This is a genomic window from Polaromonas sp. AER18D-145 (assembly GCF_002379095.1).
GTDB lineage: Bacteria > Pseudomonadota > Gammaproteobacteria > Burkholderiales > Burkholderiaceae_C > Polaromonas.
The window spans coordinates 22,545-41,410 of record NZ_NBZV01000035.1 but is presented as its reverse complement, the minus strand read 5'-3'; the positions used below and the strand labels follow the sequence as shown (position 1 = coordinate 41,410).

Sequence of the window (18,866 nt, the reverse complement as noted above, 5' to 3'; positions counted from 1 at the left end):
CCGCCGGCAAGGACCCCCCATGCTTGAGCGCGTTTCCTTCCGCCAGCTGCTGGTGGCCGCCTTTTTGCTGATTGCCGGCCTGCTGGCGGCCGCCTCGCTGCGCGCCGTGTTCACGCTGGAGCAACTCACGATGCAAAGCCGCGACGGCGCGGTGCGCGCGCTCGACCTCAGTGCGGCCGCCCAGTCCCTGGACGAACGCAGCGTGGCGATGGAACGCACCGCGCGCCAGTCACTGGTGCTGTCCGACCGTGTGCTGCGCGAGCGCTTCGACGAGGCCGCCGCCGATGCCAGAACCGTGCTGGCGCGGCTGGGTCCGCAAAACGTGCCCGCTGCCCTGGTCACCGACTGGAAGAACCACCTGCAGGCCGTCACTACGCTGCTGTCCGGCTCGCCCGATACCGCGCTCGACCGGGACCGGCAGGTCGCGCAGGAATTCCGCGAACTGGACCGCATCAACGCAGCCATTGCGCAGCAGGTCCGGCAAACCATTGCCAGGCAAAACCGCAGCCTGCTCGACACGCTGGAAAACCGCCGCCGGCAATTGACACAACAGGTCCTGGGCGCGATCGCGCTGGCCGTCCTGATGGCGCTGGCATTCGGCATCTGGCTCACGCGTCCGCTCAACCGCCTGGAAAAGGCCATCATCGGCCTCGGCGAAAACCGCCTGGACGAGGCCATCCGCATCGACGGCCCGGCCGACTTGCAACTGGTCGGACAACGGCTGGAATGGCTGCGGCTGCGGCTGGTGGAACTGGACGCCGACAAGTCGCGGTTTTTGCGCCATGTCTCGCACGAACTCAAAACCCCGCTGGCGTCGCTGCGCGAGGGCGTGTCGCTGCTTGAAGACGGCGTGGCCGGCGAGCTCAGCGCCAACCAGCGGGAAGTGGCCAAAATCCTGCGCCACAACACCGGCTTGCTGCAGGGCCAGATCGAGGACCTGCTGCGCTTTAACGCTGCAGCCTTCGAGGCCCGCCAGTTGCGCCGGGAAAAAACCGACCTGCTGCAGCTCATTGAAGAACAGGTGGAAGGCCAGCGCCTGCAGTGGCGCGCGCGCGATCTGCAGGTCAGCGTCGAGGGTCCGGCGCTGCAGGCCGAGGTGGACCGCGACAAGCTGGGAACCGCCATCGCCAACCTGCTGTCCAACGCCATCCGTTTTTCTCCGGCCGGGGGCAGGATACGCATCCGGCTGAGCCAGTTCGCCGACGTCGTGCACATCGACATGGACGACGAAGGCCCCGGCATCGCCTACGACGACCAGGCACGCATTTTTGAACCCTTTTACCGCGGCGAACGACAGCCCCCGCAAGTGGTGCGCGGCAGCGGCATCGGGCTGTCCATCGTTCACGAGTACATTGCTGCCCATGGGGGCCGGGTGCAGTTGCTGCCGGACGGCCCGGGTGCACATTTCAGGATAGAACTTCCCCATGCTTTCAAGTCTTGAGGCCTTCGGCCCCGTTTTCTGCCGCGCCCTGCCCTGGACGCTGGCCCTCAGCCTGGCGGCCGGCTGCACCGTGCCTGCCGCTGCGCCGGCCGGGCCGGAGCCGACCGTGACGAAACCGGCCCCTGCAGCGCCGCCAGCGCCGGCCAACGCCGCGCCTTCGGAGGCAGACGCCGTCACCCCCCTGCTGGCCTACGCCGATCGGCTGCGCGGCCTGCCCGGCTCCGAACTGGCCCAGGAAATCACCCGGCTGGGCAACGCTGCGTCAGCGGGCGACCAGCTGCGTCTGGCCCTCACGCTGAGCCAGACCCGGCAGCTCCCCGATCTGGTGCGCGCGCAGGACCTGCTGCAGCGCGCCCTGGCCAACACCAGCGAGGAGGCCCGGCCGTTGCATGCCCTGGCGCGCCTGCTGGCCGCACGTTTTGCCGAGCAGCGGCGGGCCGAAGAGCAACTGGACCGGCAGAACCAGCAACTGCGCGAGCTGCAGCGCCGCCTCGAACAGACCCAGGACAAACTCGACGCCCTCAAGGAAATCGAACGCAGCCTGAGCAGCCGCCCTGCGGCGGCCCCGGCATCGTCCCCCCGCGGCCGCAGGCCACCAAGCCCATGACAAGCCAAAATGCCCACCTGCTGGTCGTCGACGACGACGCCGACATGCTGCGCCTGCTGACCATGCGGCTGACGGCGGCGGGTTACCGCGTCAGCGCCGTGAGTTCGGCCGAAGCCGCCCTGAGCCAACTCGAGATCGAGCGCCCGCAGCTGGTGCTCAGCGACGTGCGCCTGCCCGGCAAGGACGGCCTGGCGCTGTTTGACGAGATCCGCAGCCAGCACCCCTCGCTGCCGGTGATTCTGCTGACGGCCCACGGCACGATTCCCGATGCGGTGGAGGCCACCGAACGCGGCGTGTTCACCTACCTGACCAAGCCGTTTGACGGCAAGGGCCTGCTCGACAAGATCGCCCAGGCCCTGTCGCTGAGCGCGCCGGTGCCGTCCGTCCCGGCCGGCCAGTCGCCGGCCTGGCAAAGCGGTTTCATCAGCCGTTCCAGCCGCATGGCCGAAACCCTGGCCGAGGCGCGCATGGTGGCCCAGTCGGACGCCAGCGTGATGCTGCGCGGCGAAAGCGGCACCGGCAAGGAACTGCTGGCCCAGGCGATTCACCAGGCCAGCCCGCGTGCCGCCCGCCCGTTCATCGCCGTGAACTGCGGCGCCATTCCCGAAGCCCTGCTCGAGTCCGAACTTTTTGGCCACGTCAAGGGCGCCTTCACCGATGCCTCGGCCAACCACAAGGGATTGTTCCAAGCCGCCGAGGGCGGCACCCTGCTGCTCGATGAAATCGGAGACATGCCGCTGGCCCTGCAGGTCAAGCTGCTGCGGGTGCTGCAGGAGCGCACCGTCCGTCCGCTGGGGTCCAGCCAGTCCATCCCGGTCGATGTGCGCATTCTTTCGGCAACCCACCGGGACCTCGAAGCGGCCATGGCCGAAGGCCAGTTCCGCACCGACTTGTATTACCGGCTCAATGTGGTCACGCTGACCCTGCCCCCCCTGTCCGAACGGCGCGAAGACATCGCGCTGCTGGCCAATCATTTTCTCGTCAAGCTGGCCGGAAAATACGGCAAGCGCCTGAGCGGCTTTGCGCCGGAAGCGATCAAGGCCCTGAACACGGCCGCCTGGCCGGGCAACGTGCGCCAGCTTTACAACGTGGTCGAACAGGTGTGCGCGCTGGCCAGCACACCGCTGATCCCCCTGACCCTGATTCAGCGCGCACTGCGCTCGCCAAGTGTGCAGGTGCTCACCCTGGCCGAAGCACGCCAGCGTTTCGAGCACGAGTACCTGGTCGGCCTGCTCAAGCTGACCGACGGCAACGTAGCCGATGCCGCCCGGCTGGCCGACCGCAACCGCACCGAGTTTTACCGCCTGCTGCAAAAGCACAAGCTGACACCGGGCCACTTCAAAATCGACCCAGCGCATTCTTCCTCTGATCCTGTCGCCGACGAGCGACAGGGCCAAGTCCCTGATTCCAAATACTAAATTCCTCACCCCGGGGATAGTTGTCGCCCCGAGGCGACAAAAACAGGGGTCCATCCGCCTCTTTTACGGTCGGGATCCACGATTCATCCGTGAAATCCGTTCAAACCGTTGATTTAAAACAACTTTTCCAGGCTGGCACAGGGTTTGCCCTAGTCAACCCATGCAAGCTGTTTTCTCCCGTTTTACCGCGCCTTTCCTGCACGCACTGCCAGCACGCTTTTTTGCCCTCCTGGGCCTGTGTGCAGCACTGGCCAGTGCCCATGCCTGGACCCTGGACGACGTAGCCGCCCTGGCGCAAAAACGTGCGCAAACCCCTTACCAGCAACCACGTGCCGCTATTCCCGCCGAACTGGCGGCCCTGGACTACGACGGTTTGCGTGACATCCGTTTCAAGGATGACAAGGCCTTGTGGCGCGCCGACCAGCTGCCCTACGAAGCCAAATTTTTCCACGTCGGCCGGCAGACCGAAGCTGTGCACATCCACGAGTTGTCTGCCCAGGGCAACAAGCTCCTGCGCTACAGCGCCGACGACTTCAGCTACGGCAAGAACCAGCTGAATCCGGCACGCTGGGGGGACATCGGCCATGCCGGGTTCCGCCTCCACACCTCGCTCAACTCGCCCGCCTACAAGGATGAGTTGATTGCCTTTCTGGGCGCCAGCTACTTCCGCGCCCTGGGTGCCGGCCAGCGTTACGGCCTGTCGGCCCGCGGCCTGGCAGTGGACCCCACGGGCGCGAAGCAGGAAGAGTTTCCGCGTTTCACCGATTTCTGGCTCGAAAAGCCGGCCCCCGATGCGAAGCAGGTCACGGTCTATGCCCTGCTGGATTCGGCGCGAATGACCGGCGCTTACCGCTTTGACATTCGTCCGGGCGAAGAGACCGTCACCGAGGTGCATGCCCGTATCTTCATGCGCGCAGGCGCCGGCCCCCGCGTCGCCACCCTGGGTGTGGCGCCGCTGACCAGCATGTTTTTCTTCGGTGAAAACCAGCCCCGCGCGGGCGACTTCCGGCCCGAAGTGCATGACTCCGACGGCCTGATGGTTGCCACCGGGGAAGGCGAATGGCTGTGGCGTCCGCTGCAGAACCCGGCGGCCCCGCTGGTGACCTCTTTCAGCATGAAAAGCCTCAAGGGTTTTGGCCTGATGCAGCGTGACCGCGCCTTCTCCAGCTACGAAGACACCGAAGCCCGGTACGAACTGCGGCCCAGCGCCTGGGTGACCCCGCTGGGCGACTGGGGCGCGGGCCGCGTCGAGCTGCTGCAGTTTGCGACGCCGGATGAAACCCATGACAACGTGGCCGCCTACTGGGTGCCGGAAAAAATGCCTGCCCCCGGCGAGTCGTTGAACCTCGCGTGGAAGATTGGCTGGCAGGGCAACAACCAGCAACGCCCGCCCAACGGCTGGGTCACCCAGTCGCGCCGCGGCACCGGCTACAGCAAGCTCAGCGCCGAGGCCTTGGGCCAGCAGACACAGTTTGTCATCGACTTTGCCGGGCCGGCCCTGGACGCGCTGCCCGAGGGCGCCAGGGTGGCGGCCATCACCACGGCCAGCAGCAACGCCCGTGTCGTCGAAAGCATCGCTTACCGCAACCCGGCCACAGGCACCTGGCGCATGAGCCTGCGTGTGCAGCGCCTCGCCGCCCCTGCCAACCAGAGCGCCCAGCCCATCGAGCTGCGCGCCTTTCTCCAACATAACACCCACACCCTGACTGAAACATGGACCAACCTGATCACACCCTGACCCCCCGCAGCCTGCTGCGCGAAGAACGTCATCCGAACTCGGTCACCGCGCCGCCGCTACACCGCGGATCGATGGTGCCGCGCCCCTGGCGTGGTTTCTGGAACAGCCTGGGCACGGCCGCGCTGGGCTTGGCGCGGTCCAGGCAGGTCCATCCTGCCCCCCTCCCGGCACGCGCACCCTGGCAACAGGCTGCTGCGCGGCGCCGGGCCGTCTTCGTGCTGCTGACGCTGCTCAGCACCGTGCTGGCCACCAGCCTGTTTGCCGACATGCAGCCCGCCTACGACAGTGCCTGGCTGCAGTATGGCCAGCTCGTGCTGTTTGCGCTGCTGTCCGCTTGGGTGGTCACCGGGTTCATGACCGCGATGATGGGGTTTTACGTGACGATACGCGGCGACAAACATGCCCTGTCGGCGAAAAACGTCCAGCACCATGCGCTGGACGACGCAACGAGGACGGCGATCATCATGCCGATCTGCAACGAGGATGTGCGCACCGTGTTCGCGGGCCTGCGTGCCACCTGCGAATCCGTCGCAGCGACCGGCCATGTGAAAGCCTTCGACGTGTTTGTGCTGTCCGACACCAGCAACCCGGCCACCCAGAAGGCCGAACGCGCCGCCTGGGAAGACCTGCGCACCCAGTTGGCCGCCCAGCCCGACCAGCCCCGGATCGAGGTCTACTACCGACTGCGCAAGCGCCGCACCGACCGCAAGGCCGGCAACGTGGCCGACTTCTGCCGCCGCTGGGGCAAGGACTACCGCTACATGGTGGTGCTTGATGCCGACAGCGTGATGAGCGGTGACTGCCTGGTGGCCATGGTCAAGCTGATGGAAGCCAACCCGACCGCCGGCATCATCCAGACCGCCACCCAGGCCATCGGCCATGTGACGCTGCACGCGCGCGCGCAGCAATTCGCCTCGCGCGTGACGGGCCGCCTGTTCACGCTGGGCATGCAGTTCTGGCAGATGGGCGAGTCGCACTACTGGGGCCACAACGCCATCATCCGGATCGCGCCTTTCATGCAGCACTGCGCGCTGGCGCATATCAAAGGCTCGGGCGGCATGTCGGGCAGCATCATGTCGCACGACTTTGTGGAAGCCGCGCTGATGCGCCGTGCCGGTTACCACGTCTGGCTGGTGGCCGACTTGGTGGGCAGCTATGAACAGCAGCCGCCCGACCTGCTGGCCGAACTGCAGCGCGATCGCCGCTGGTGCCAGGGCAACCTGCAAAACTCGCGCTTGATCGCCGAGCCCGGCATTCACCCGGTGCACCGTTCGATGTTCGGCACGGGTGCCATGGCCTACCTCTCGGCACCGTTGTGGCTGTGTTTCCTGACGCTGGGAACGGCGCTGTGGCTCTCCGGCACACCCATGGTCAGCGACTGGGCGCTGCTGCCTGGTGAACTGCTGACCTTGTGGGCATGGACCTTGTCCATGCTGTTTTTGCCGCGCCTGCTGGGCATTGCTGCGGTACTGATCAACCGCCAGCAGCAGGCCTACGGCGGCACCGCCAGCCTGCTGCGCAGCGCCCTGCTGGAAACGCTGATCGCCCTGCTGCAGGCGCCGATCCGCATGCTGGCGCACTCGCTGTTTGTGCTGGTCGCGCTGACCGGGCTCAAGCTGGAATGGAAGTCGCCTCCGCGCGAAGCGGCGGCCGTACCCTGGCGTGTTGCCCTGCAGCAGCTGGCCCCCATGAGCGCAGTGATTGTGCTGCTCGCCGCCGGCATCACGCTGATTGACGCCAGCGCGCTGGTCTGGCTGCTGCCGGTCGGTCTGCCCTTGCTGCTGGCCATCCCGATGACCGTGCTGACCAGCAAGGTCGGCGTAGGGATGGCCATGCGCACCAACAACTATCTGCTGATTCCCGAAGAAACAAAATCACCGGCTGTTTTGCGTCGCGCCTGGCTGCATGCCAGCCAGCAGGTGCGGCCACGGCTCAGGGCCATTTAGGCCAGTGAAAGCAAACGGGCGCTATCAGCTATCTTTTTGATAGCTGATAGCGCCCGTTCTTATTGGGTAAATGGCATTTTTCATGAAGAACCGAGGTGTACCTCAGAACTTCGGCATGCCCTTCATGCCGCCCATGCGCTTCATCATTTTCATCATGCCGCCGCCCTTCATCTTTTTCATCATGGTCTGCATCTGCTCGAACTCGTTGAGCAGGCGGTTGACCTCCTGAACCTGCACACCTGAGCCCGCGGCAATGCGGCGCTTGCGCGTGGCCTTGATCAGTTCGGGCTTGCGGCGCTCCAGCGGCGTCATGCTCTGGATGATGCCTTCCTTGCGGCGGATGTCTTTTTCGGCCTTGTCCATGTCGACCTGGCCGGCCTTGGCCGCCATCTGCGCCGGCAGCTTGTCGAGCAGGCTGGACAGGCCGCCCATGCTTTTCATCTGCTGCAGTTGGCTTAAAAAGTCGTTGAGGTCGAAGCCGCTGCCGGCCTTCATCTTGGCGGCAAGCTTTTGCGCCGCCGCCATGTCCACGCCGGCCGTGACCTGCTCGACCAGCGCGACGATGTCGCCCATGCCGAGAATGCGGCCCGCGTGGCGCTGGGCATCGAAGACTTCCAGCCCGTCGATTTTTTCGCTGGTGCCCGAAAACTTGATCGGTGCGCCGGTGATCTGCCGCACGCTCAATGCCGCGCCGCCGCGCGAGTCGCCGTCAGTCTTGGTCAGGATGATGCCGGTCAGCGGCAGCGCTTCCTTGAAGGCCTTGGCCGTGTTGATCGCGTCCTGGCCCTGCATCGCGTCCACGACAAACAGGGTTTCAACCGGGTTCAGCGCCGCATGCAGTGCCTTGATCTCGGCCATCAGTGCTTCGTCGATCGCCAGGCGGCCGGCGGTGTCGACCAGCAGCACATCGAAGAAATGCTTGCGCGCGTAGTCGAGCGCGGCCAGCGCGATGTCCACCGGCTTCTGGTCGGCCGTGCTCGGAAACCATTCGGCGCCGGCCTGCTTCGTGACGGTCTTGAGCTGCTCGATGGCTGCCGGGCGGTACACGTCGCCCGAGACCGTCAGCACCTTCTTCTTGCGTTTTTCGATCAGGTGTTTGGCCAGCTTGGCGGTGGTCGTGGTCTTGCCCGCGCCCTGCAGACCGGCCATCAGGATCACCGCCGGCGGCTGGGCCGCCAGGTTGATGTCGCTGACGCCCTCGCCCATGGTCGCGGCCAGTTCCCGGTTGACGATGCTGACCAGCACCTGCCCCGGCGACAGCGAACTCATCACCTCCTGGCCCAGCGCCTTCTCCTTGACGCGGGCAATGAAGTCGCGCACCACGGGCAACGCCACGTCGGCTTCGAGCAGCGCCATGCGCACCTCGCGCAGCATGTCCTGCACATTGGATTCGGTGATGCGGGCCTGGCCGCGCATTTCCTGGACGAGGCGGGATAGTTTGTCGGTAAGGGCAGAGGCCATGAATAAGCTCCACAACTGGAGCGAAAAGGAAGTGAAAGAAGGACCAGGCGTCTGGCGCAGAAGCTAAACTGTAGCCATGATTTTAACTTTGAGCGCCTGGTGGGGTCTGGCCACGGCCATCGGCGCCGCGCTGGCCTATGCCATCCTGGCGCTGGCCACCGCGCGTTTGAGCGAAACCACCACGCGTGGCGTGCTTCTGCTGGCCTGGCTGCTGCACGCGCTCGCCCTGGCCGAGGGACTGCTCGGCGAACCGCCGCGGTTCGGGTTTGCACCGGCCCTGTCCATGACCGTCTGGCTGGTGCTGAGCGTGTACGCGGTGGAAAGCCGGCTGTTTCCGCAGCTCAAGGCACGCTGGACGCTGGCCGGCCTGGGCAGCGCCGCCGTCCTGCTGGCGGTGGTATTTCCCGGTACCAGCTACCACGTGATTGCATCGCCCTGGCTGCCTTTGCACTGGGCACTCGGTATTGCGTCCTACGGCCTGTTTGCCGCCGCCGTGGTGCATGGCTGGCTGATGAACCGTTCCGAGCGCTCCATCCGTTCTGCCACGCAGCCCGACACCGGCGTGCCTCTGCTGACCCTGGAACGGCTGACCTTTCGTTTTGTACAGGCCGGTTTTGTGTTGCTGACGGCCACGCTGCTGGTGGGCTGGCTGTTTGCCGAAACCCTGTACGGCCCGGGCCTGGCGGGACAATGGAACCACAAGACCATTTTCTCGGTGCTGGCCTGGATCACCTTCGCCGGCCTGCTGGTCGGCCGGGCACGCCTGGGCTGGCGCGGGCGGCAGGCGGTGCGGGTGCTGTATCTGGGCTCGGGTCTGCTGCTGCTCGGTTATGTGGGCTCGCGTTTTGTCCTTGAAGTCATTTTGAAGCGCGTATGAAATACCTGTTGGTGATTGTGCTGGCGCTGGTGGTCCTCTGGCTCTGGCGGAGCAACCGGCGCACCGGACAGCCGGGTCGGCCCCCCGCGCCGCCGGCCGGCCGACCCGGCAAGCCGGCCACCGAAGTCGTGGCCTGCGCCGTCTGCGCCGTGCATCTGCCCCGTTCGGACGCCCTGCCCGGCGGCAAGGGGTTTTACTGCAACGACGCGCATCGCCGCCAGGCCGAGGGTTGATGACCAGGGCGGCGCCGGACTCCGGAAATTCCTGGTTCGGACCGGCAGAAAAATCCGGCGTCTGGGAATCGGACGCCGGCGGCGAGTCCTTCGGCCGGCTGTGGCGGGCGTTCATGGCGGCGCGCGTGACGCTGGCCAGTGTGCTGCTTGCATTGCAAGCCTCCATTTATGCGCTGGGCCAGCCCGTCGGCAAGGCCATGATCGCACTGTGCATGGCCTATTTTGTTGCAGCGCTCGTCGTCCGTGTCTGGGCCCATCCGAAACCACCGGGGAGTACCTTCGACGCCCAGTGGCTCTCCACGGTCGGCGTCGATGTGCTGGCGTTTTCGGCGCTCAATTTCCTGCAATCAGGAGCGATCAACTACACGGCGCTGTTCGCGCTGCCGGTGCTGCTGGCTTCCGTGCTGGGCCCCATCCTGCTGGCCCTCGGTACCGCCGCCAGCGTGGCGCTGCTGCTGCTGGCCGATGCCTGGTGGGCCTCGCTGCAATTGCCGGGCGACGCCACGGCGCGCTTTCTGCAGGCCGGTCTGAGCGGTTCGGGCTTTTTCATCATTGCCCTGCTGGCCAACCAGCTGGCCCTGCGCCTGTCGCGGGAACAAAAGCGGGCAGAACGCAGCCACTCGGCCGCACGCATGCAGACCCAGGTCAATGAACTGGTGATCGACACGCTGGTCGACGGCGTGCTCGTGATCGATACCAAAGGCATCGTGCGCGCGGCCAACCCCGCCGCCCTGCGTTTGCTGGCCATCCAGGACGCGGCGCGCGCCGCCCCCTTTGTGCTGGCCGCCGAGACGGCCTGGCAACCACTGACAGCGCTGGCACAGCTGACGTTTGAGCAGCGCAAGCCGCAGCAGGCCGATGTGAGCCTGGAGCATGCCTCGCGCCACGCCCGTCGCCTGCAGGTGCGTACCCGGCTGGCCGCTTCGCGCGACGGCTCGCACGAGAGCCTGTGCGTGATGTTCCTGGAAGACTTGCGGGAAATGGAAGCCAGGGTGCGCACCGAAAAAATGGCGGCCATGGGGCGCATGTCGGCCGCGGTGGCCCATGAAATCAGGAACCCGCTGGCGGCCATCACGCAAGCCAATGCCCTGCTGGAAGAAGACCTGCAGGACCCCGGACAGCGACAGCTCACAGGCATGGTCAGCCAGAACGCGCAGCGGCTGGCCAGGATCGTCGAGGAAATCCTCAACATCTCCCGCGTTCAGGAGCAGGCTCCCCAGGTGCAGACAAGCGCCCTGCCGCTCGATGACATGGTGCAGCGCATCTGCTCGGACTGGACACAGCAAACAGCATCGGGCCAGCGTCTGCGCCTGCGCGCAGGCGCCGGCCGGACTGGCGTGTTGTTCGAGAGCGAGCACCTGCGGCGCCTGATGGTCAACCTGCTGGACAACGCCCTGCGTTATGCCAGCGCTGCAGGCGATGCGATACAGGTCACCACCGAAATCACCGCCACCGGGCAGCCCCGGCTGTCGGTCTGGAGCGACGGACAACCGCTCGAAAAAACGGTGCAGTCGCATCTGTTCGAGCCGTTTTTCTCTTCAGAGAGCCGCTCCAGCGGGCTGGGCCTGTATATATGCAGGGAGCTCTGCGAACGTCATGGTGCACTCATAGGCTACCAGCGGGCCGTCCACAACGCGGTGGAAGGCAACGAGTTTTTTGTCCTCTTCCGGCCAGCCGTCGCCGCGCAAACTTTGTCCCAGACGGGTTTTGACACAATGTGGTCTGACATCCAGGGAACACCATGACTCTCCCGACGCAAGCGCACATACTGGTGATTGACGATGAGCCCGACCTGCGCACCCTCTACGAGCTGACCCTGCTGCGCGAAGGCTACCGGGTCGAGGCCGCTGCCGACCTGGCGCAGGCGCGCGCCCAGCTGCAGCAAAAACGCTTTGATGCCGTGATCACCGACATGCGCCTGCCCGACGGGCTGGGCCTGGAACTGCTGCGGGAGATGGTCGCCCAGCAACGTCCCGAACGCTGCGTGGTCATCACCGCCCACGGGTCCGCCGAAAATGCAGTGGAAGCGCTGAAGGCCGGCGCATTTGACTACCTGACCAAACCGGTGGACCTCAAGCAGTTTCGCGGCGTGGTGGCGTCGGCCATCCAGGGCCCGGCGAGCACCACGGCCATCCAGGAGCGCAGCAGGCCCGGCAGCGAGGACGGAACAGCCGCCTCCAGGGCCGCCCGGCCCGCGGATGCCTCACTGACACTGCAGCGCCTGGTCGGCGAATCGGCCGTGATGCAGGCGGTCAAGGCCCGCATCGTCAAGGTTGCCAGCAGCATGGCACCGGTGCTGATCCAGGGCGAGTCCGGCACCGGCAAGGAACTGGTGGCGCGGGCCGTGCACGACTGCAGCCATCGCGCGGCAGGTCCCTTTGTCGCCGTCAACTGCGGCGCCATTCCGGAAAACCTGCTGGAAGCCGAATTTTTCGGGGCCCGCAAAGGCGCCTACACCGGCTCGGCACAGGACAGGCTCGGTTATTTTCAGTCGGCCAAAGGCGGCACCCTTTTCCTGGACGAGATTGGCGACCTGCCGCTGGCGATGCAGTCCAAGCTGCTGCGTGCCATCCAGGAGCGGGTCGTCCGTCCGCTGGGCTCCACCCAGGAGGACACGGTGGATGTGCGCGTTGTCAGCGCCACCCACAAGGATCTGGCCGCCGCAGTGGCGGCCGGCACCTTCCGCCAGGATTTGTACTACCGGCTCAACGTCATTGAAATCAGCGTCCCGCCGCTGCGTGAGCGCCGCGAGGACCTGCCCGCCCTGTGCCGGGACCTGCTTGGAAGGATTTGCCGGGAGTCGGGCTTTCACATGCCGGACCTCTCCGGCCAGGTCCTGGCCACCTTGCAACAACACCCCTTCAACGGCAACGTCAGGGAACTCGAGAACCTGTTGCACCGGGCCATTGCCCTCGGGGAAGGCGGTGACCTGCATCTCGAGTCGCCGCCGGCCGAATATGTCGCTGTGCCGGAAAACCTGCAGGACTTTCTTGACGGGCAGGAGCGCAACATCCTGTCCAAGGTCCTGCAGGAAACCGGCTTCAACCGCACGGCGGCCGCCGCCAAGCTGGGCATCAGCCTGCGCCAGATCCGTTACCGGATTGCCCGCCTGAACATCGTGACGCCCCAGGGCGATGAAGCGGCCGATGAGCCCTCCTGAGGCCGTGTCCGCACTGTGGCAGCAAGGCTGGTACCGCTACGCCAGGGCACTGACCTCGCCGAACTTCGGTCCGCGACCTGCGTCGGCTTGCATCGACCTGATCGTCATCCACTCCATCAGCCTGCCACCGGGTGAATTTGGCAATGGCCAGGTGCAACGCCTGTTCACCAACCAACTCGACTGGGACGCCCATCCCTATTTTCAGTCGATACGCGGCTTGCAGGTGTCTTCCCATTTTTTCATCACCCGGTCCGGGGAACTCTGGCAGTTTGTCAGCTGTGATGCGCGCGCCTGGCATGCCGGGGAGTCCGGCTACCGCGGCAAAAACAACTGCAACGACGACTCGATCGGCATCGAACTCGAGGGCCTGGAAGGCGGGCGGTTCGAATCCGCCCAGTACGAAACCCTGGCCAGCGTCTGCGCGGCGCTGCTGCGTCAGTACCCGGTCATGCACCTGACCGGTCATGAACACATCGCACCCGGCCGCAAGCAGGACCCGGGCCCCGGCTTCGAATGGTCGCGGCTGCAGGATTCGCTGGGCTTGCCGGCCAAGTGTTTTCCCGCAAACCCCTGACCACCCTGGCGGTGCCGGCTTGGGCGCCGTGCGTGAACCTCCGCGACCATCGACCCCACTGATCGCCTTGCAAGGCGCGTGAACACGTGATCGGCACGCGTCCGGCCGATGGATGCCGAGCTTCGGGGCGCCCATGAGGACCCAAGCTTGTGCATTTTTTCCTGCAAAAAAAAGCCACAAAAAGTAAGCGGAACGTGACGCAGCGATTCAGGACCGATACACTACCTGTAGTGCTTGAAATCACTCCAGACCCTAGGTATAGTGTCTTAGCCCTAATACCGATGGATGGATTCAGGTGCCCAACAGCCCAAGGAAAGCCCGCCACCAAGCCAGCCACAGGCAACCGTCAGCCCTTCTTCCTGTCCTGAATCACATCGAACTCACCAACAACAAAGCACAACGAGGAAAACATGCAAACAGCCCAACACGCAGCCCCCACTCCCGCCGGTGCGCCTGCCGCACACCAGTCCCCTGCCAGCAGCGCCCACGCCAGTTCCCTGGCCCACTACCAGATCATCCGCCGCAACGGCGCGGTGGTTCCGTTTGAGCCGAACAAGATCGCTGTGGCGATGATGAAGGCCTTTCTGGCGGTGCACGGCACCCAGGGCGCGGCCTCGGCCAGCGTGCGCGAAACCGTGGACGGCCTGACCCAGGCCGTCATGCGCGCCCTGATGCGCTCACGCCCGGGCGGCGGCACCTTTCATATAGAAGACGTGCAGGACCAGGTCGAGCTCGGCCTGATGCGCGGCGGCCACCACGAGATTGCCCGCGCCTATGTGCTGTACCGCGAGAAACGCACGCAGGAACGCGCGCGCCAGCCGCAGACGCCAGCCACCCAGGCGCCGCAGCTGCACGTGTTGGACGGCGGCAAGAAGGTGACGCTGGACATCGGCAAGCTGCAGGCGCTGATCGAGGCCTCCTGCGCCGGCCTGGGCGCCGAAATCAAGCCCGACCCGATCGTGCAGGAAACCATGCGCAACCTGTACGACGGTGTGCCGATCGACGAGGTCTACAAGGCGTCCATCCTGGCGGCCCGCACCCTGATCGAAAAAGACCCGGACTACACCTACGCCACCGCGCGCCTGCTGCTGCACACGATCCGCCGCGAAGTGCTGGGTGAGGAAGTTACCCAGGAAGACATGGGCACCCGGTACGCCGAGTACTTCCCCCAGTTCATTGCCAAGGGTGTGGCCAACGAACTGCTCGACGAAAGACTGCAGCAGTTTGACCTGGAGCGCCTGGGCGCTGCGCTCAAGCCCGAGCGCGACCTGAAATTTGACTACCTCGGCCTGCAGACCCTGTTCGACCGCTACTTCCTGCACGTGCGCAAGCAGCGCATCGAGCTGCCCCAGGCTTTTTTCATGCGTGTGGCCATGGGCCTTTCGCTCGACGAGATCGACCGCGAAGCCCGTGCCATCGAGTTCTACGAAATCATGTCCTCGTTCGACTTCATGTCGAGCACACCCACGCTGTTCAATGCCGGCACGCTGCGTTCGCAGCTGTCGTCCTGCTACCTGACCACGGTCGCCGATGACCTGGGCGGCATTTACGATGCCATCAAGGAAAACGCGCTGCTGTCGAAGTTCGCCGGCGGCCTGGGCAACGACTGGACGCCGGTGCGCGCACTCGGCGCCCACATCAAGGGCACCAACGGCGAGTCCCAGGGTGTGGTGCCGTTCCTGAAAGTCGTCAACGACACCGCCGTGGCGGTCAATCAGGGCGGCAAGCGCAAGGGCGCCGTCTGCGCCTACCTGGAAACCTGGCACCTGGACATCGAGGAGTTCCTGGAACTGCGCAAGAACACCGGCGACGACCGCCGCCGCACGCATGACATGAACACCGCCAACTGGATTCCCGACCTGTTCATGCGCCGCGTGATGGAAAAAGGCAGCTGGACGCTGTTCTCGCCATCGGACACGCCCGACCTGCACGACAAGTTCGGCATCGAGTTCGAAAAGGCCTACACCGCCTACGAAGCCAAGGCCGAGCGCGGCGAGATCAAGCCGGCGCGCAAACTGCAGGCCATCGACATGTGGCGCAAGATGCTGTCGATGCTGTTCGAGACCGGCCATCCCTGGATCACCTTCAAGGATGCCTGCAATGTGCGTTCGCCCCAGCAACACGCCGGCGTCGTGCATTCGTCCAACCTGTGCACCGAGATCACGCTCAACACCAGCGACACCGAAACCGCGGTCTGCAACCTCGGCTCCGTGAACCTGGTCCAGCACCTGAAAGATGGCGCGGTGGACCACGAGAAGCTCAAGAAGACCATCACCACGGCCATGCGCATGCTGGACAACGTGATCGACATCAATTACTACGCCGTCAAGAAGGCACGCGACTCCAACATGCGCCACCGTCCGGTCGGCCTGGGCATCATGGGTTTCCAGGACTGCCTGTACGAGCTGCGCATCCCGTATGCGTCGGATGCTGCGGTCGAGTTTGCCGACAAGTCCATGGAAGCGGTGTGTTACCACGCCTACTGGGCCTCGACCGAACTGGCCAAAGAGCGCGGCAAGTACACCAGCTACAAGGGCTCGCTCTGGGACCAGGGCATCCTGCCGCTGGACACGCTGGACCTGCTGGCCAAGCAGCGCGGCGGCTATCTGGAAGTGGATCGCTCGGCGACGCTGGACTGGGACGCGCTGCGCCAGAAGATCGCTCTGGACGGCATGCGCAACTCCAACTGTGTGGCTATCGCCCCGACCGCCACCATCTCCAACATCATCGGCGTGGATGCCTGCATCGAGCCCTGCTTCGGCAACCTCTCGGTCAAGTCCAACCTGTCCGGCGAATTCACGGTCATCAACCACTACCTGGTGCGCGACCTCAAGCGCCTGGGTTTGTGGGACGACGTGATGGTGGTGGACCTCAAACACTTTGACGGCTCGCTGCGTCCCATCGACCGCGTGCCGCAGGACATCAAGGCGCTGTACGCCACGGCGTTCGAAGTCGACGCGACCTGGCTGGTTGAAGCCGCGTCGCGCCGCCAGAAGTGGATCGACCAGGCGCAGTCGCTCAACATCTACATGGCCGGCGCCTCGGGCAAGAAGCTCGACGACACCTACAAGCTCGCATGGCTGCGCGGCCTGAAGACCACCTACTACCTGCGCACCATGAGCGCGACGCATGCAGAAAAGTCCACCGTGAAAGCCGGCAAGATGAATGCCGTGGCTTCCGGCAACACCGATGACACCGGCAGCATGAACGCACTCGATGCGGCAGCAGCCACAGCGCAGGCGCAGATGAACGCATCACCTGCGACGGACATCAAGTTTTGCGCGATCGACGATCCAGGATGTGAGGCCTGCCAATAAAAAAACGGATCACGGCGCCGGAAAAATCCGGCGCCTGATTCGATGTAATTGAGCAACACTAATTCAGAGCGATGTGAATGAACACTTTTCATTTTGTATCGCTGCTTTCATAATCCAACTTATTGGAAACATCTATGTTGACCTGGGACGAAGAAGCTAAACCATCGTTGCAAAAACCTCTTGCCAGCGCCCTTCCCGAAGGCCGCTCGATGGAACTTCCGCCTCTTTCTTTGCAGCCCCATGCTGCAGCCCGCATGCTCGACGACAGCGCCCTGACTTCATCAGGCGTGCGTGCAGCACCGGCCACCGTGGCACCCACCGCCCATCGCGTCAAAGCCGCCGACAAACGCATCATCAACGGCCAGACCGACGTGAACCAGCTGGTTCCGTTCAAGTACAAATGGGCCTGGGAAAAATACCTGGCCAGTTGCGCCAACCACTGGATGCCGCAGGAAGTGAACATGACGCGCGACATCGCGCTCTGGAAAGACCCGAACGGCCTGACTGAAGACGAACGCCGTCTGGTCAAGCGCAACCTCGGTTTCTTCGTCACCGCCGACTCGCTGGCCGCCAACAACATTGTGCTGGGCACTTACCGGCACATCACGGCGCCCGAGTGCCGCCAGTTTTTGCTGCGCCAGGCGTTTGAAGAAGCCATTCACACCCACGCCTACCAGTACATCACCGAATCGCTGGGCCTGGATGAAAGCGAAATCTTCAACGCCTACAACGAAGTGCAGTCGATCAGGGACAAGGACCAGTTCCTGATTCCCTTCATCGATGCCATCTCGGACCCCAACTTCAAGACCGGCACCCAGGAAGCGGACCAGACCCTGCTGAAGTCCCTGATCGTGTTCGCCTGCCTGATGGAAGGCCTGTTCTTCTATGTCGGCTTCACGCAGATCCTGGCGCTGGGCCGCCAGAACAAGATGACCGGCGCCGCCGAGCAGTACCAGTACATCCTGCGCGACGAGTCCATGCACTGCAACTTCGGCATCGACCTGATCAACCAGCTCAAGCTCGAGAACCCGCTGCTGTGGACCGCCGAGTTCAAGGCCGAGATCAAGGCCCTGTTCATGAAGGCGGTCGAGCTCGAATACCGCTACGCCGAGGACACCATGCCGCGCGGCGTGCTGGGCCTCAACGCGTCCATGTTCAAGGGTTACCTGCGCTACATCGCCAACCGCCGGGCCACGCAGATCGGCCTGGAGACGCTGTTCCCGAACGAGGAAAACCCGTTCCCCTGGATGAGCGAAATGATCGACCTGAAAAAGGAACGCAACTTCTTCGAAACCCGTGTGATCGAGTACCAGTCCGGTGGCGCTCTCTCCTGGGACTGACAGACAAGCCGACACAACAATGATTTCCAGACTTGCATTGACCAGTGACCGCACCGCAGAAGTGCGCGCGTTGGGCTTTGCTCCCGTGTTCGCGGCGCTGGGCCCGGTTCGCCGACAGCCCAACGCCGTGAATCGCTTCGCGTACTCCAGACGTGAAGTGATCTTTGCAATGTAATCAAGGAGAAAACTATGGCAACTGCGAAAAAAACTGCGGCTAAAAAAGCTGCTCCGAAGAAAGCCCCTGCGAAAAAAGTAGCGGCTAAAAAAGCCCCTGCGAAAAAAGTAGCAGCGAAAAAAGCCCCGGCCAAAAAAGCGCCAGCGAAAAAAGTAGCAGCTAAAAAAGCTCCTGCGAAAAAAGCGCCAGCGAAAAAAGCCCCGGCCAAGAAAGTAGCGGCCAAAAAGCCTGCTGCAAAAAAAGCAGCAGCTAAAAAGCCTGCGGCGAAAAAAGTAGCGAAAAAAGCGCCAGCGAAGAAAGCTGCTGCGAAGAAAGCCGCTGCCAAAAAGCCAGCAGCCAAGAAAGCAGCGAAAAAACCCGCTGCGAAGAAAGCCGCGAAAAAACCCGCTGCCAAAGCTCCTGCTGCACCGGCTGCCCCTGCGGCTCAGACAACTCTGAACCCGCAAGCTGCCTGGCCGTTTCCGACAGCCAGCAAGCCGTAACCAGTAAGGCACTTGGCCTGAAGCCCGACATCGCAAGATGCCGGGCTTTTTTACTTTCGGCGTGTGGTGAAAGGCACCGAGTGCACCTTCTTCAGGG

Annotated in this window: 14 protein-coding genes; 13 read left to right on the top strand and 1 reads right to left on the bottom strand. The window is 64.2% G+C overall.

All coding sequences use genetic code 11. From position 1 onward, the window contains the following. Window positions 1–19 precede the first annotated feature (19 nt). The 5 genes from B7G52_RS16480 (at window position 20) to mdoH (ending at window position 7,150) form a co-directional block, all read left to right on the top strand. Window positions 20–1,441, top strand: coding sequence for a sensor histidine kinase KdpD (locus tag B7G52_RS16480; RefSeq protein ID WP_096698635.1), 1,422 nt, complete (start codon window positions 20–22; stop codon window positions 1,439–1,441). Further along, window positions 1,425–2,048, top strand: a complete 624-nt coding sequence (locus tag B7G52_RS16475; protein ID WP_240523497.1) for a hypothetical protein — start codon at window positions 1,425–1,427, stop codon at window positions 2,046–2,048. The genes B7G52_RS16480 and B7G52_RS16475 overlap by 17 nt, the downstream gene beginning before the upstream one ends. Next, a complete protein-coding gene (locus tag B7G52_RS16470; RefSeq protein ID WP_096698634.1) occupies window positions 2,045–3,466 on the top strand; it encodes a sigma 54-interacting transcriptional regulator in 1,422 nt (473 codons plus the stop codon). The genes B7G52_RS16475 and B7G52_RS16470 overlap by 4 nt, the downstream gene beginning before the upstream one ends. A gap of 160 nt (window positions 3,467–3,626) precedes the next feature. Further along, a complete protein-coding gene (locus B7G52_RS16465) occupies window positions 3,627–5,204 on the top strand; it encodes a glucan biosynthesis protein G (protein ID WP_096698633.1) in 1,578 nt (525 codons plus the stop codon). After that, on the top strand, window positions 5,180–7,150 hold the full coding sequence (gene mdoH, locus B7G52_RS16460) for a glucans biosynthesis glucosyltransferase MdoH (RefSeq protein ID WP_096698632.1): 1,971 nt from the start codon (window positions 5,180–5,182) through the stop codon (window positions 7,148–7,150). The genes B7G52_RS16465 and mdoH overlap by 25 nt, the downstream gene beginning before the upstream one ends. A 102-nt stretch (window positions 7,151–7,252) precedes the next feature. Here the strand turns inward: mdoH and ffh are convergent, their stop codons facing one another. Continuing rightward, complete coding sequence (gene ffh, locus B7G52_RS16455) at window positions 7,253–8,611, bottom strand: signal recognition particle protein (protein WP_096698631.1); 1,359 nt, start codon at window positions 8,609–8,611, stop codon at window positions 7,253–7,255. A gap of 76 nt (window positions 8,612–8,687) precedes the next feature. On the opposite strand from ffh, the gene B7G52_RS16450 reads away from it, so the two are divergent. From B7G52_RS16450 to B7G52_RS16415, 8 genes are all read left to right on the top strand, one after another. After that, complete coding sequence (locus B7G52_RS16450; RefSeq protein WP_096698630.1) at window positions 8,688–9,488, top strand: inner membrane protein YpjD; 801 nt, start codon at window positions 8,688–8,690, stop codon at window positions 9,486–9,488. Beyond that, window positions 9,485–9,721 carry a PP0621 family protein gene (locus tag B7G52_RS16445; protein WP_096698629.1) on the top strand — a complete coding sequence of 79 codons (237 nt, stop codon included), beginning with the start codon at window positions 9,485–9,487 and terminating at the stop codon, window positions 9,719–9,721. Before B7G52_RS16450 ends, B7G52_RS16445 begins: the two co-directional genes overlap by 4 nt. After that, entirely contained in the window at window positions 9,721–11,466 is a 1,746-nt protein-coding gene (locus tag B7G52_RS16440; RefSeq protein WP_096698628.1) for an ATP-binding protein, read from the top strand. Before B7G52_RS16445 ends, B7G52_RS16440 begins: the two co-directional genes overlap by 1 nt. Then, window positions 11,463–12,881, top strand: a complete 1,419-nt coding sequence (locus B7G52_RS16435; RefSeq protein ID WP_096698627.1) for a sigma-54 dependent transcriptional regulator — start codon at window positions 11,463–11,465, stop codon at window positions 12,879–12,881. Before B7G52_RS16440 ends, B7G52_RS16435 begins: the two co-directional genes overlap by 4 nt. After that, window positions 12,868–13,455, top strand: a complete 588-nt coding sequence (ampD, locus tag B7G52_RS16430) for a 1,6-anhydro-N-acetylmuramyl-L-alanine amidase AmpD (RefSeq protein ID WP_240523496.1) — start codon at window positions 12,868–12,870, stop codon at window positions 13,453–13,455. The genes B7G52_RS16435 and ampD overlap by 14 nt, the downstream gene beginning before the upstream one ends. A 410-nt stretch (window positions 13,456–13,865) precedes the next feature. Continuing rightward, window positions 13,866–16,772 carry a ribonucleoside-diphosphate reductase subunit alpha gene (locus B7G52_RS16425; protein ID WP_096698625.1) on the top strand — a complete coding sequence of 969 codons (2,907 nt, stop codon included), beginning with the start codon at window positions 13,866–13,868 and terminating at the stop codon, window positions 16,770–16,772. 134 nt (window positions 16,773–16,906) lie between these two features. Beyond that, window positions 16,907–18,112, top strand: coding sequence for a ribonucleotide-diphosphate reductase subunit beta (locus B7G52_RS16420; protein ID WP_096698624.1), 1,206 nt, complete (start codon window positions 16,907–16,909; stop codon window positions 18,110–18,112). A 189-nt stretch (window positions 18,113–18,301) separates the two neighbouring features. Further along, window positions 18,302–18,769: a histone H1-like DNA-binding protein gene (locus tag B7G52_RS16415; protein ID WP_096698623.1), complete on the top strand. Its 468-nt coding sequence runs from the start codon at window positions 18,302–18,304 to the stop codon at window positions 18,767–18,769. The last annotated feature ends 97 nt before the right edge of the window (window positions 18,770–18,866 follow it).

Excerpts from the sequence above, each read along its gene's own strand:
- B7G52_RS16480 (WP_096698635.1), top strand. The coding sequence starts at position 20 with ATGCTTGAGCGCGTTTCCTTCCGCCAGCTGCTGGTGGCCGCCTTTTTG.
- B7G52_RS16475 (WP_240523497.1), top strand. The coding sequence starts at position 1,425 with ATGCTTTCAAGTCTTGAGGCCTTCGGCCCCGTTTTCTGCCGCGCCCTG.
- B7G52_RS16470 (WP_096698634.1), top strand. The coding sequence starts at position 2,045 with ATGACAAGCCAAAATGCCCACCTGCTGGTCGTCGACGACGACGCCGAC.
- B7G52_RS16465 (WP_096698633.1), top strand. The coding sequence starts at position 3,627 with ATGCAAGCTGTTTTCTCCCGTTTTACCGCGCCTTTCCTGCACGCACTG.
- mdoH (WP_096698632.1), top strand. The coding sequence starts at position 5,180 with ATGGACCAACCTGATCACACCCTGACCCCCCGCAGCCTGCTGCGCGAA.
- ffh (WP_096698631.1), bottom strand. The coding sequence starts at position 8,611 with ATGGCCTCTGCCCTTACCGACAAACTATCCCGCCTCGTCCAGGAAATG.
- B7G52_RS16450 (WP_096698630.1), top strand. The coding sequence starts at position 8,688 with ATGATTTTAACTTTGAGCGCCTGGTGGGGTCTGGCCACGGCCATCGGC.
- B7G52_RS16445 (WP_096698629.1), top strand. The coding sequence starts at position 9,485 with ATGAAATACCTGTTGGTGATTGTGCTGGCGCTGGTGGTCCTCTGGCTC.
- B7G52_RS16440 (WP_096698628.1), top strand. The coding sequence starts at position 9,721 with ATGACCAGGGCGGCGCCGGACTCCGGAAATTCCTGGTTCGGACCGGCA.
- B7G52_RS16435 (WP_096698627.1), top strand. The coding sequence starts at position 11,463 with ATGACTCTCCCGACGCAAGCGCACATACTGGTGATTGACGATGAGCCC.
- ampD (WP_240523496.1), top strand. The coding sequence starts at position 12,868 with ATGAGCCCTCCTGAGGCCGTGTCCGCACTGTGGCAGCAAGGCTGGTAC.
- B7G52_RS16425 (WP_096698625.1), top strand. The coding sequence starts at position 13,866 with ATGCAAACAGCCCAACACGCAGCCCCCACTCCCGCCGGTGCGCCTGCC.
- B7G52_RS16420 (WP_096698624.1), top strand. The coding sequence starts at position 16,907 with ATGTTGACCTGGGACGAAGAAGCTAAACCATCGTTGCAAAAACCTCTT.
- B7G52_RS16415 (WP_096698623.1), top strand. The coding sequence starts at position 18,302 with ATGGCAACTGCGAAAAAAACTGCGGCTAAAAAAGCTGCTCCGAAGAAA.